Source organism: Terrabacter terrae (assembly GCF_039529575.1).
Lineage (GTDB): Bacteria > Actinomycetota > Actinomycetes > Actinomycetales > Dermatophilaceae > Terrabacter > Terrabacter terrae.
The window spans coordinates 1,013,267-1,026,659 of the sequence record NZ_BAAANB010000021.1; the positions used below are offsets into that span (position 1 = coordinate 1,013,267).

Sequence of the window (13,393 nt, forward strand, 5' to 3'; positions counted from 1 at the left end):
ACGGGGCGCACCAGATCAGTCAGAGATCAGTCAACGAACCACAAGGCGGGTTGAAAACGCTATGAGCACCCGATGAGTACTCAGCGATGAGCAAGCCCCAGCAATAACCCACGGTTCGGCCACTTCCTGTTCAGGCCGGACCAGGAACAGGAGAGATGTGGCTAAGGTCCGGGTCTACGAGCTCGCGAAGGAGCTCGGAGTCGAGAGCAAGACACTGCTCGCACATTTGAAGAGCCAGGGAGAGTTCGTCCGGTCGGCGTCGTCGACCATCGAGCCCCCAGTCGTCCGCAAGATCATCGAGACGTTCCCCCGGGACGGCGCGACCGGCGGCTCCACGAAGGCGGCCCCCAAGGCAGCCCCCACCGGTGCGACTCCCAGCGCGCCCCGCACGCCTGCGCCGGCAGCACCGGCGTCGCCGTCGGTCCCTGTGCCCGGCGGCTCCAGCACGCCGGCACGGCCGTCCGCCCCCGCACCGGCGGCTCCGGCTGCCCGCGAGGCGGCCCCGGCTGCCAAGGCGGCCCCCGCACCCAGCGCTCCGGGAGCCCCGGCACCCAGCGCGCCGGCCCCCAAGGCCCCGGCTCCGGCTGCCCCCGCTGCGGCGGCTCCGGCCGCGTCGCGGGTCCAGTCCAGCCGTGACGACGGCAAGCAGACCTCGGGCGTCCCCGCGTCCCCGCGTCCGGCTCCCCGTCCCGGCCAGCCGCGTCCGGGCAACAACCCGTTCGCCCCGAGCCAGGGCATGGGCCAGTCCCGTGCCCCGCGCCCCGGTGGCGATGCCGGTCCTCGTCCGGGCAACAACCCGTTCAGCCCGAGCCAGGGCATGCCGCGTCCGCAGCAGCGTCCCGGCGGCCAGGGCGGTCCCGGCGGCCAGCGTCCGGGTGCTCCCGGTGGCGCCCCGCGTCCCGGCGCCCCCGCCGGCGGTCGTCCCGGTGCTCCCGGTGGCGCCCCGCGTCCCGGCGGCCCGCGCCCCAGCCCCGGCATGATGCCCGAGCGCAGCACCGTCGGTCGTCCGGGCCAGCGCCCGGCCGGCGGCCCGGGCCGTGGCGGCCCCGGCGGCGCCGGTCGTGGCGGCTTCGGTGGTGGCCCTGGCGGCGCCCCCGGCGGCGGTCGTCCCGGAGGCTTCGGCGGTCCCCGAGGTGGCGGCGGCGGCCGTGGTTCGACGGCAGGTGCCTTCGGCCGCGGTGGCGGTCGCCCGGTGCGAGGCCGCAAGTCCAAGCGCGCCAAGCGCCAGGAGTTCGAGCAGATGCAGGCCCCGAGCCTGGGTGGTGTCACCGTTCCCCGCGGTGACGGCAAGACGACCATCCGGGTCCGTCGCGGTTCCTCGCTCACCGACTTCGCCGACAAGATCAACGCCAACCCGGCGTCGCTCGTCACCGTGCTCTTCCACCTCGGTGAGATGGCCACGGCGACGCAGTCCCTCGACGAGGACACCTTCAAGGTGCTCGGCGCCGAGCTCGGCTACGACATCCAGGTCGTCTCCCCGGAGGAGGAGGAGAAGGAGCTCTTCGACTCCTTCAACATCGACCTCGAGACCGGTATCGAGGGCGAGGACGACGAGGACCTCGAGGCTCGTCCGCCCGTCGTCACCGTCGTCGGTCACGTCGACCACGGAAAGACGCGCCTGCTCGACGCCATCCGCAACGAGGACGTCGTCGCGGGCGAGGCCGGCGGCATCACCCAGCACATCGGTGCCTACCAGGTGCACCGTGAGCACGAGGGTGTGGACCGCGCGATCACCTTCATCGACACCCCCGGTCACGAGGCGTTCACCGCCATGCGTGCCCGTGGTGCCAAGGTCACGGACATCGCGATCCTCGTGGTCGCCGCCGACGACGGCGTCATGCCGCAGACGATCGAGGCGCTCAACCACATGCAGGCCGCCGACGTCCCGATCGTCGTCGCCGTCAACAAGATCGACGTCGAGGGTGCCAACCCGGCCAAGGTGCGCCAGCAGCTGACCGAGTACAACCTCATCGCCGAGGAGTACGGCGGCGACACGATGTTCGTCGACGTCTCGGCCCGTCAGGGGCAGAACATCGACGGTCTCCTCGAGGCGGTCCTCCTCACGGCGGACGCGGCCCTCGACCTCCGGGCCAACCCGGACAAGGAGGCTCGCGGCGTCGCGATCGAGGCCAACCTCGACCGTGGTCGCGGTGCCACGGCGACGGTGCTCGTCCAGACCGGAACGCTGCACGTCGGTGACTCGATCGTCGCCGGCTCGGCCCACGGTCGCGTCCGCGCCATGCTCGACGAGCACGGCAAGAACGTCGACGAGGCCGGCCCCTCCCGTCCGGTGCAGGTCCTCGGTCTCTCGTCGGTGCCGCGCGCCGGTGACACGTTCGTCGTGGCGCCGGACGACCGCACGGCTCGCCAGATCGCCGAGCGCCGAGAGGCCGCCGACCGCCAGGCCGTCCTGGCCAAGGCCCGCAAGCGCATCTCGCTCGAGGACCTCAACGAGGCCCTCGCGGCGGGCAAGGTCGAGACCCTCAACCTCATCCTCAAGGGTGACGTGTCGGGTTCGGTCGAGGCGCTCGAGGACGCGCTGCTCAAGATCGACGTCGGTGACGAGGTCGACCTGCGCATCATCGACCGCGGCGTCGGTGCCATCACGATGAACAACATCAACCTCGCGATGGCCTCCAACGCGGTCATCATCGGCTACAACGTTCGCGCCGAGGGGCAGAACGCCGACTACGCCGAGCGCGAGGGTGTCGAGATCCGCTACTACTCGGTGATCTACCAGGCCATCGACGAGGTCGAGGCGGCGCTCAAGGGCATGCTCAAGCCGGAGTACGAGGAGGTCGAGCTCGGCACGGCGGAGATCCGCGAGATCTTCCGTTCGAGCAAGTTCGGCAACATCGCCGGTTCGATCGTGCGCAGCGGCGAGATCAAGCGCGGCTCCAAGGCGCGGATCACCCGCAACGGCGTGGTCGTGTCCGAGAACGTCGAGATCGCCGGTCTGCGGCGCTTCAAGGACGACGTCACCGAGGTCCGCGACGGCTTCGAGTGCGGTATCAACCTCGGCTCGTACAACGACCTGCAGCTCGGTGACCTCATCGCCACCTACGAGATGCGCGAGAAGCCGCGCGCCTGAGCGCGTCGCAACCTCGGCGGCGCCGACCCTCACAGGGGTCGGCGCCGCGGCCGTCTGCGGGACGACACGCGTCCCGTCGACGCCGCGGACCGGGCTCCTTGGGGTCCGGTGCCCGCGACTAGGGTGATTCACACTCGGCTCGCCCGACCGAACGTCACACGAAAGCAGAGACAGTCATGGCTGACCCCGCCCGCGCCCGCAAGATCGCCGACCGGATCAAGGTCATCGTCGCTGAGTACCTCGAGTTCCGCGTCAAGGACGAACGCCTCGGCTTCGTCACCATCACCGACGCCCGCGTCACGGGCGACCTGCAGCACGCGTCGGTCTTCTACACCGTCTTCGGCAGCACCGAGGAGCGCCAGGCGACCGCCGACGTGCTCGAGTCCAACAAGGGCCGCATCCGCTCGGCCGTCGGCAAGGGCATCGGCATCCGCCTCACCCCGTCGATCGAGTTCATCGCCGACGCGCTGCCCGAGGGCGCTGCCCACCTCGAGGACCTCGTCGCCCAGACGCGCGCCCGGGACGAGGAGCTCGCCCGAGCGGCCGCGAACGCGAAGCCGGCCGGCGACCCCGACCCCTACCGCAAGCCCGTCGACCGCGCCGAGGACGACGTCGACACCGACGCCGACTCGCACGCCGAGGCGGGCGCCGACGTCGAGGCCCGATGACCGAGGCTCCCGGTGGCCTGCTCGTCGTGGACAAGCCGGCCGGCTGGACGAGCCACGACGTCGTGGCTCGTGCCCGCCGGCTCTGTGGCACCCGCCGCGTCGGCCACGCCGGCACGCTGGACCCCATGGCGACCGGAGTCCTCGTGCTCGGCGTCGACCGCGCCACCAAGCTGCTGACCTTCCTGGTCGGCTGCGACAAGTCGTATGCCGCGACCATCCGGCTCGGGGTCTCGACCCTCACCGACGACGCCGAGGGAGAGGCGACCCAGGCCCTCGGTGTCGGGGACGTGCCGGCCCTCGAGGCGGCCCTGCCGGCAGCCGTGGCCGCACTCACCGGGCAGCTCCAGCAGGTGCCGAGCGCCGTCAGCGCCATCAAGGTCAAGGGCGTGCGCAGCTACACGAGGGTGCGCCAGGGAGACGCGATCGAGCTCTCGGCCCGGCCCGTCACCGTCAGCCGCTTCGACGTCCTGGCCGTGCGGCCGGGCACGGGTTCTCCCGAGGTCGGACCGCCCATCGAGGTCGTGGACGTCGACGTCGAGGTCGACGTGTCCTCCGGCACCTACGTGCGGGCACTGGCCCGCGACCTGGGGGCGGCGCTGGGCGTCGGTGGCCACCTCACGGCGCTGCGGCGTACGCGCGTGGGCCGTTTCGGCCTCGCCGACGCGCTGTCGCTCGACGAGCTGGCCGCCAGGTCCGAGACGGCCGGGGGCGACGGCATACCGCTCCTGCCCATCGCTGAGGCCGCGCGGGCGCAGCTGCCCGTCCACGAGGTCTCCGCCGAAGAGGCGCTGGCGCTCGGCTACGGACAGCGGATCCGCAGTGCCGTGCCGGATGCCGACGCCGTGGCCGCCATCGACGCGGACGGACGACTGGTCGCCGTCCTGGACGAGACCCGCCCGACCGCCCGCGCCCGGGTCGTCTTCGCCCCCGCTCCGGCCAAGGCATGACCGCCCCGGGCACGCCCCGCGACGGCGGCGACGCCCCGGCCACTACAGTGGTCGCCGTGCAGCGGTGGTACGGACTCGACGACATCCCGGCCGACCTCGGGCGCACCGTCGTCACCCTCGGCAACTTCGACGGGGTGCACCGCGGTCACCGCGAGGTCCTGACGCGCGTCGTGCGCGAGGCCGCCGAGCGCGGCGCGGTTCCCGTCGCCGTCACGTTCGAGCCGCACCCCATCGCCGTGCTCTACCCCGACCGGGCCCCGGCAGCGGTCATGTCGCTCGAGCAGCGCCTCGACGCCCTCGAGTCGGTGGGCCTCGGGGCCGCACTCGTCATCGAGTTCACGCGCGAGTTCGCGCAGCAGACCCCCGAGGAGTTCGTGCGGGGCACCTTCGTCGACGCCCTGGACGCGTGCGCGGTCGTCGTCGGCAAGGACACCCGGTTCGGCGTCCGCAACTCGGGCGACGTCGACACCCTGCGCGAGCTCGGCGCCGTCCACGGTTTCGAGGTGATCGCCCTCGACGACATCGGCGAGGGTGATGACCAGGGCACCCGCTGGAGCTCGACGCGGCTGCGGGCCGAGCTGCTCGCCGGCGACGTGTGGCACGCCGCCCAGATCCTCGGCCGTCCGCACCGCGTCACGGGCACCGTCGTGCACGGCGACCACCGCGGGCGCGAGCTCGGCTACCCGACCGCGAACCTGTCGCAGGACCACGAGGGCCTCGTCCCCGCCGACGGCGTCTACGCCGGATGGCTGGTGCGCCTCGACCTCGACCCGGCCGACCTCGACCGCACGCTGCCGGCGGCGATCTCGGTGGGCAGCAACCCGACCTTCGACGGCGCCCAGCGCCGCGTCGAGGCGTACGTCCTCGACCGCACCGACCTCGACCTCTACGGGGAGCGGGTCGTCGTGGAGTTCGTCTCCCACCTGCGTCCGACGCTGCGCTTCGAGTCCATCGACGCCCTCGTCGAGCAGATGGCGCAGGACGTGGCCCGGTGTCGCGAGATCCTCTCGGCGATCGTCCCGTCCTAGCCCGGGCGACCGACCGGGTCGCACGGACCGGGCCGGCCCTGCGGGCGGCGCGAGGGACGCACGGTCCGGCCTGGCTGCGCATCGACGTCGGCCTGCTCGTCGGCGCCCTCGGGCTCTCGCTGCTCGGCTGCGTCCTGGTGTGGTCGGCGACACGCGCCTCGTCGGGCGGCAGCGCGGCCCTCAAGCAGCTCATGGCGCTCGCGGTGGGCGTGGGCTGCGCCGCGCTCGTGACCCGGCTGGACGTCCGTGCCGCGCGTGCGGCCGCCCCGGTGGTCCACGTCCTGGCCGTGCTCGGCCTCGTGGCGGTCGTCTCGCCGCTCGGGTCGACGGTCAACGGCTCGCGGTCCTGGATCCGGCTGCCGGGCGGTTTCAGCCTGCAGCCGTCCGAGCTGATGAAGGTCGCGCTCGCCATCGGGCTGGCCATGCTGCTGGCCGAGCGTGCCGAGCGCGACCTGCGCCAGAGTCCCCGCGACGTCGTCCTCGCGTGGGTGGTGGCCGGCATACCCGTGCTGCTCGTGCTGGCGCAGCCCGACCTCGGCTCGGCCCTGGTGCTGGTCACCATGTCGGTGGTCATCATCGCGGCCGCGGGCGCGCCGGTCCTCTGGACGGCGGCGGTCGTGGTGGCGGGAGCAGCCGCGGTCGCAGCGGCGTTCCTGACGCCCGTCCTGTCCGGCTACCAGCGCAACCGGCTGCGCGCGTTCCTCGACCCCTCGCTCGACCCGCAGGGCATCGGCTACCAGACGCGCCAGGTGCGGATCGCGATCGGCTCCGGCGGCCCCACCGGCCAGGGACTGTTCGAGGGGCACCAGACCCAGGGCGGGTTCATCCCCTTCCAGGAGACCGACTTCGTCTTCTCGGTCGCGGGGGAGGAGCTGGGCTTCCTCGGCGCTGCCGGGCTCGTCGTCCTCATCGGCTTCATCGTGGTGCGCTGCCTCGTCGTGGCGCGGCGCGCCGACGCCTTCGGGCGTCTCGTGGCCACCGGTGTCGCGGTGTGGTTCGGCGTGCAGGCCTTCGAGAACATCGGGATGAACCTGGGCCTGATGCCCGTGACCGGCCTGCCCCTGCCGTTCGTGTCGAGCGGCGGGTCCTCCCTCATCGCGTCGTGGATCGCGCTCGGGCTCGTCGGCAACCTCGCCGCCCGATCGGCCCCACGCTCACGCCGGCTCCCGGCGCGCTGAGCGGGGCACACGGCATACGCAGGGTCACGTTTCGATGTGGAAGGTCGACGGATCCGTGACTTGCCCCGAGGTTGTTGACATCATCCGGGCAGGGCGGCGGTTCGCAGACGCCGATGACGGATCAGCCGCAGTGACGAAGGAGTCCACATGCCCCGCCAGGCACTCGCCGACCGCACCGTCGACCAGGAGGTCCTCGACGGGCGCGCCCCCAGCGTGGGCGCGCTCTTCCGGAACCGGGTGCGGGCCACACCCGACGCGCCGGCCTACCTCTACTTCGAGGACGGGGCCGCCGAGCTGACGACCCTGACGTGGGAGCAGACGCACGAGGTCGTCGAGCAGTGGGCCGCGGGACTGATCAGCCTGGGGGTGCAGCTCGAGGACCGCGTCGCCATCGCGTCCACGACACGCGTCGAGTGGGTCCTCGCGGACCTGGCCGTCATCTGCGCCGGCGGCGCCACGACCACCGTCTACCCGACGACCATCGCCGAGGACGTCGCCTACATCCTGTCCGACTCGGGCAGCGGCATCGTCTTCGCCGAGGACGAGGAGCAGGTCGCCAAGCTCCAGCGCGTGCGCTCACAGGTGCCGGACGTCCGCCAGGTCGTCGCCCTCTCCGGCCCGGGCAGCGACGACGGCTGGGTCATCACGACCGACGAGCTCGCGCGGCGCGGGCGCGAGTGGCTGGCCGAGACGCCCGACCTCGTCGACTCGCGCATCGACCAGCTCGGCCCTGAGCACCTGGCCGTCGTCATCTACACCTCCGGCACGACCGGCCGCCCCAAGGGGGTGCGCCTCGTGCAGGACAGTGTCGTCTACGAGGGCGCGGTCATCGACGCGCTCGGCACCTTCACGCGGGACGACCTGCAGTTCCTGTGGCTGCCGCTCTCGCACGTCTTCGGCAAGATGCTCGTCGCCACGGGCCTGCAGATCGGCTTCCCGACGGCGGTCGACGGGCGCATCGACAAGATCGTCGACAACATGGCGGTCATCAAGCCCACCTTCATGGCCGGCCCACCGCGCATCTTCGAGAAGGCGCACGGGAGGATCGCGCTGATGTTCGCCGGCGAGACCGGCCTCAAGAAGCGCCTGATCGACTGGGCCCTGGGCGTCGGCGGCGAGATGCGCGACGTCCTGGCTCGCGGTGAGCAGGCCCCGGCCCTGCTCCGCGGCAAGCACGCGCTCGCGGACCGGCTCGTCCTGCAGAAGGTGAAGGACCGCTTTGGTGGCCGCGTGCGCTTCATGATCAGCGGATCTGCCCCCCTGAACGCCGAGGTGGCCCGGTGGTTCGGCTCGGTGGGGCTGCTCGTGCAGGAGGGCTACGGCCTGACCGAGACCTCCTCGGGGACCACCGTCAACTCACCCGACCACGGCGCGTACGAGTACGGCTCGGTCGGCTGGCCGCTGCCGGGCACCGAGGTCCGCATCGCCGAGGAGGACGGCGAGATCCTCGTCCGGGGTCCGGGCGTCATGCGCGGCTACCACGGCAACCCCGAGGCCACGGCGGAGGTGCTCACCGAGGACGGGTGGTTCCACACCGGCGACATCGGGCGCATGGACGAGCGCGGCTTCCTCTACGTCACCGACCGCAAGAAGGACGTCTTCAAGACCTCCGGCGGCAAGTACGTCGCGCCGGCCGAGATCGAGGCGCGCTTCAAGGGGCTGTGCCCGTTCGTCAGCCAGTTCCTCGTCCACGGTGCCGGCCACAACTACGCCACGGCGCTCGTGACGCTCGACCCGGACGCCGTGGCCGCGTGGGCCCCGACGGCGGGACTCGAGGGCCGGTCGTACGCCGAGGTCGTGTCCTCGCCCCAGGCGAGGGCGCTGGTGCAGGGCTACGTCGACAAGCTCAACGCCGGCCTCAACCGGTGGGAGACGATCAAGAAGTTCACGATCCTGCCCGAGGACCTCACGGTCGAGGCGGGTGACCTGACGCCGAGCATGAAGCTGCGCCGCAAGGCGGTCACCGAGAAGCACCGCGCCGAGCTCGATGCCATGTATGAGGGCGCCTGAGTTTTCGCGTCCGCCGGGGCCGCACGTACCATGACGGGATGCCCGGTGAGTCACTGTTCAACGCCCTCGAGCCCCTGCTGGAGCGGGTCAACAAGCCCATCCAGTACGTCGGCGGCGAGCTCAACTCGACGGTCAAGGACTGGAACGTCGGGGGTCACGGCCCTGCCGGCGAGGAGCTGACGACGCGCTGGGCGCTGATGTACCCCGACGCGTACGAGGTCGGGGTGCCCAACCAGGGCGTCATGATCCTCTACGAGGTCCTCAACGAGCGCGAGGACGCCCTCGCGGAGCGCACGTATGCCGTGTGGCCCGACATGGAGGCGCAGCTGCGCGAGGCGGGCCTCCCGCAGTTCACGGTCGACGGGCACCGCTCGGTGCGCGACTTCGACCTCTTCGGGCTCAGCTTCTCGACCGAGCTCGGCTACACCAACATGCTCACGGCGCTGGACCTCGCCGGCATCCCGCTCCACGCGGCCGACCGCGACGTCGACGACCCGATCGTCATCGCCGGCGGCCACGCGGCCTTCAACCCCGAGCCGATCGCCTCGTTCATCGACGCCGCCATCGTCGGCGACGGCGAGCAGGCCGTCCTGACGGTCACCGACATCGTGGGGGAGTGGAAGGCAGAGGGCCGCCCCGGTGGTCGCCGTGAGCTGCTGCTGCGCCTGGCCCGCACCGGCGGCGTCTACGTGCCGGCGTTCTACGACGTGTCCTACCTGCCCGACGGGCGCATCCAGCGCGTGGCGCCCTCCGGCGACGCCCCGGGCGTGCCGTGGCGCGTCGCCAAGCACACCGTCATGGACCTCGACGCCTGGCCCTACCCCAAGCAGCCGCTCGTGCCGCTCGCCGAGTCGGTGCACGAGCGCATGTCGGTCGAGATCTTCCGCGGCTGCACCCGCGGCTGCCGGTTCTGCCAGGCGGGCATGATCACCCGCCCGGTGCGCGAGCGCTCGCTCACCGGCATCGGCGAGATGGTCGAGCGCGGCCTGGCCGCCACCGGGTTCGAGGAGGTGGGCCTGCTCTCGCTGAGCTCGGCCGACCACTCCGAGATCGCAGACCTCACCAAGGGCCTCGCCGACCGCTACGAGGGCACCCAGACGGGACTCTCGCTACCCTCCACCCGCGTCGACGCGTTCAACATCGACCTCGCGAACGAGCTGACCCGCAACGGTCGCCGCTCCGGCCTGACGTTCGCCCCCGAGGGCGGCTCCGAGCGCATCCGCAAGGTCATCAACAAGATGGTGTCCGAGGAGGACCTCATCAACACCGTCGCCGCGGCCTACGGCGCCGGCTGGCGGCAGGTCAAGCTCTACTTCATGTGCGGCCTGCCCACCGAGACCGACGAGGACGTGCTGCAGATCGCCGAGCTGGCCAAGCGCGTCATCGAGACGGGTCGCCAGGTCTCCGGCCGCCGCGACATCCGCTGCACCGTCTCGATCGGCGGGTTCGTGCCCAAGCCGCACACCCCGTTCCAGTGGTGCGCGCAGCTCGGGGTCGAGGAGACCGACGCGCGGCTGCTCAAGCTGCGTGAGGCGATCCGCGCCGACAAGCGCTACGGCTCCTCGATCGGCTTCCGCTACCACGACGGCCAGCCCGGTCTGGTGGAGGGCCTGCTCTCCCGCGGCGACCGTCGCGTCGGCCGGGTCATCGAGGCGGTCTGGCGCGACGGTGGCCGTTTCGACGGCTGGAGCGAGCACTTCTCCTACGAGCGGTGGATGCGCTGCGCCGCCGAGGCGCTCGCCGACCTGCCGGTCGACGTCGCCTGGTACACCACCCGCGAGCGCGGCGAGTCGGAGGTGCTGCCGTGGGACCACCTCGACTCCGGCCTCGACAAGGACTGGCTGTGGGAGGACTGGCAGGACGCCCTCGATGAGACCGAGGTCGACGACTGCCGCTGGACCCCGTGCTTCGACTGCGGTGTCTGCCCGCAGATGGGCACGGAGATCGAGATCGGCCCCACCGGCAAGACGCTGCTGCCCCTCACCGTGCTCGGTTCGGGTCGACAGGAGCTCCTCGAGCACCAGCACTGACGCCCACCGCCGCTGTCGACCACTTCTGAGCCGCACCCCGGGGCCGTATGCCGCCTGGCCGGGGGAGGGGGGAGCGACATACGGCGTCCGGTGGGTGCGGGATCGGCCTGCCGCAACCGGGGGAGCCTCATTGGGGAGACGTCGGGGGTCGACACCGTTTCGCCGGTGTCGATCCCGTGACGGGTCCCGCCAGAGGCATCCGCAGTCCCGGATGCTGCGGTGCCGAGTCGACCAGCGCTCACAGTCGACGCTAGGCGCTGAGGCGGGCGCCACGCTGCCGATTCCCCGAACGCGTCCGTTATGCCCTCGAAGTTCCGGGCGGGGCCCGCAGGGGTCTGGCGCCCGGGAAGGGCTGCGTCAGACGGGGAAGCCGACGTGGGCCAGCGCCTGGCGCACGAGCACCCCGTGCGAGCCCGGCATCTCACCGCGGAACGCCGTCGAGGCAGCCTCCTCGGGAGTGACCCACGACAGGTCGAGGGCATCCTGCTGCGGTCGGCAGTCCCCCATGACGGGGACGACGAAGGCCAGCGAAACGGCGTGCTGGCGCGGGTCGTGGAAGGGGGTGACGCCCGGCGTCGGGAAGAACTCGGCCACCGTGAACGGCTGCGGCGACAGGGGGATGCGCGGCAGGGCCATCGGCCCGAGGTCGCTCTCGACGTGCCGGACGAGCGCGTCCCGGATGCGCTCGTGGTAGAGCACCCGCCCGCCGACGACCTCCTGCCCGATGCCGCCGTCGCTGTCGGCGCGCAGCAGCAGGCCCAGGTGCGTGACGGTCCCGCGGTCGTCCACCCGTACCGGGATCGCGTGGACGTAGAGGATCGGCAGCCGGTCCCGGGCGCTGTCGAGGTCCTCGGGGCTCAGCCACGCACCTGCCGTGTCCACTTCGCTCATGCCGTCATCCTGCCAAACGACCGGAGGCCGGGGACCGCCGGTCCACGGACGGTGCGCCTGCGGCTGGGCGACTCACGCCTCGACGGCGAAGACCTTCCCCGGGTTCATGATTTCCAGCGGGTCGAAGACGGCCTTGAGCCGGCGCTGCCTCGCCAGCTCGGCCGGCCCGAGCTCGAGCCCCAGCCAGGGCAGCTTGACCGAGCCGACCCCGTGCTCGCCGGTGATCGTGCCGCCGACCGAGAGTCCGAGCTCCATCACGTCCCCGAAGGCCTGCCAGGCGCGATCCACGCTGTCGGCGTCAGATGGATCGTGCACGATCGACGGGTGCAGGTTGCCGTCGCCGGCATGGCCGCTGACCGGGATGAGCACCGAGCGCCGCTCGGCGATGGCCTCGACCCCGCGGACGAAGTCGGCGAGCCGTCCGATCGGCACGCAGACGTCCTCGGCCAGGCGCGCGCCCATCGCCTCGAACGCGGTGCTCATCACGCGGCGTCCCGCAAGCAGCGCCTCGGACTCCTGCGCGTCGTCGGCCACCGCGACGTCGACGGCCCCTGCCGAGGCCAGCAGGGCGGCATACCGCGCGACGTCCTCGGCAACGTGTCCCGGGCGGTCGGACTGCACCAGCAGCACGGCGGCGCAGTCGTCCGGGAATCCGAAGTCGCCGAAGGACTGGATGGCGAGCACGCTCGAGCGGTCGATGATCTCGAGCAGGCACGGCCGGTGCGCGTCCCGGCGCAGCGCCACGATGCCGGCCACCGCGGCGTCGAGGGAGTCGAACACGGCGAGGGCCGTCAGGGCCGCGTCGGGGGCCGGCTCGAGACGCAGCACCGCCTCCGTGACGACACCGAGGGTGCCCTCCGACCCGACGAAGAGCCCGGTCAGGTCGTAGCCCGCCACCCCCTTGGCGGTCCGGTGGCCGGTCCGCATCAGCTCGCCGCCGGGCAGCGCGACCTGCAGCGCCTTGACCCAGTCGGACGTCACGCCGTACTTGACGCAGCAGAGGCCCCCGGCATTGGTCGCGACGTTGCCGCCGATCGTGCACGTCTCCCACGACGCGGGGTCGGGTCCGTAGAAGAGCCCCGCCGAGGCGGCTGCGCGCTTGAGGTCCGCATTGACCACGCCCGGGCCCACGACGGCATACCCCTCGAGCTCGTCGACGTCGTGGATCGCGTCGAGCGCCTCCACGTTGAGCACGATGCAGCCCTCGGAGGCCCTCGCCCCGCCGGCGCGCGACGTGCGCGCGCCCTGCGGCACCACCGGTGTGCGCGTGGCCTGGGCGTGCTCGAGCACGGCCACCACGTCGTCGACGTCCCGGGCGCGCACGACCTCGAAGTCGGTGGGGGAGGCCGTTCGGGTGACCGAGGCGTCGACGGCATACGAGAGGCGGACGTCGGGGTCCGCGACGGCGCGAGGGACAACGCGCTGGGGCAGGGTGGGCACGGGCTCAGGCTAGACTGACGGCCACAGGCGTTCGAGCCGTCATCAGCGGCGAGCCTCCGGAAGAACAGAGCGCGAGCTCCCACTAGACCCGGACGGGTGGGCCCGTCACA

At 72.1% G+C, this 13,393-nt stretch carries 9 protein-coding genes; 7 read left to right on the forward strand and 2 right to left on the reverse strand.

The window, feature by feature from the left end; all coding sequences use genetic code 11:
- Positions 1–157 precede the first annotated feature (157 nt).
- The 7 genes from infB (at position 158) to ABD194_RS14860 (ending at position 10,952) form a co-directional block, all read left to right on the forward strand.
- Positions 158–3,091: a translation initiation factor IF-2 gene (gene infB, locus ABD194_RS14830; RefSeq protein ID WP_343992687.1), complete on the forward strand. Its 2,934-nt coding sequence runs from the start codon at positions 158–160 to the stop codon at positions 3,089–3,091.
- Positions 3,092–3,267: 176 nt separating this feature from the next.
- Positions 3,268–3,759 (forward strand): 30S ribosome-binding factor RbfA, encoded by a 492-nt coding sequence (rbfA, locus tag ABD194_RS14835; RefSeq protein WP_343992689.1) that lies wholly within the window; start codon positions 3,268–3,270, stop codon positions 3,757–3,759.
- The gene (truB, locus tag ABD194_RS14840; RefSeq protein WP_343992691.1) at positions 3,756–4,706 is read left to right on the forward strand and encodes a tRNA pseudouridine(55) synthase TruB; all 951 of its coding nucleotides are present in this window, start codon (positions 3,756–3,758) and stop codon (positions 4,704–4,706) included. Before rbfA ends, truB begins: the two co-directional genes overlap by 4 nt.
- 56 nt (positions 4,707–4,762) lie before the next feature.
- Positions 4,763–5,734, forward strand: a complete 972-nt coding sequence (locus ABD194_RS14845) for a bifunctional riboflavin kinase/FAD synthetase (RefSeq protein ID WP_425580017.1) — start codon at positions 4,763–4,765, stop codon at positions 5,732–5,734.
- Positions 5,698–6,912: a rod shape-determining protein RodA gene (rodA, locus tag ABD194_RS14850; protein WP_343992695.1), complete on the forward strand. Its 1,215-nt coding sequence runs from the start codon at positions 5,698–5,700 to the stop codon at positions 6,910–6,912. The genes ABD194_RS14845 and rodA overlap by 37 nt, the downstream gene beginning before the upstream one ends.
- Positions 6,913–7,059: 147 nt before the next feature.
- Complete coding sequence (locus ABD194_RS14855) at positions 7,060–8,922, forward strand: AMP-dependent synthetase/ligase (RefSeq protein ID WP_343992697.1); 1,863 nt, start codon at positions 7,060–7,062, stop codon at positions 8,920–8,922.
- A gap of 38 nt (positions 8,923–8,960) precedes the next feature.
- Complete coding sequence (locus ABD194_RS14860; protein ID WP_343992699.1) at positions 8,961–10,952, forward strand: TIGR03960 family B12-binding radical SAM protein; 1,992 nt, start codon at positions 8,961–8,963, stop codon at positions 10,950–10,952.
- A gap of 357 nt (positions 10,953–11,309) precedes the next feature.
- Here ABD194_RS14860 and ABD194_RS14865 read toward each other — a convergent pair whose 3' ends face one another.
- Positions 11,310–11,843 carry an NUDIX hydrolase family protein gene (locus ABD194_RS14865; protein WP_343992701.1) on the reverse strand — a complete coding sequence of 178 codons (534 nt, stop codon included), beginning with the start codon at positions 11,841–11,843 and terminating at the stop codon, positions 11,310–11,312.
- 72 nt (positions 11,844–11,915) lie between these two features.
- Positions 11,916–13,283 (reverse strand): FAD-binding oxidoreductase, encoded by a 1,368-nt coding sequence (locus ABD194_RS14870; protein WP_343992703.1) that lies wholly within the window; start codon positions 13,281–13,283, stop codon positions 11,916–11,918.
- Between the last annotated feature and the right edge of the window lie 110 nt (positions 13,284–13,393).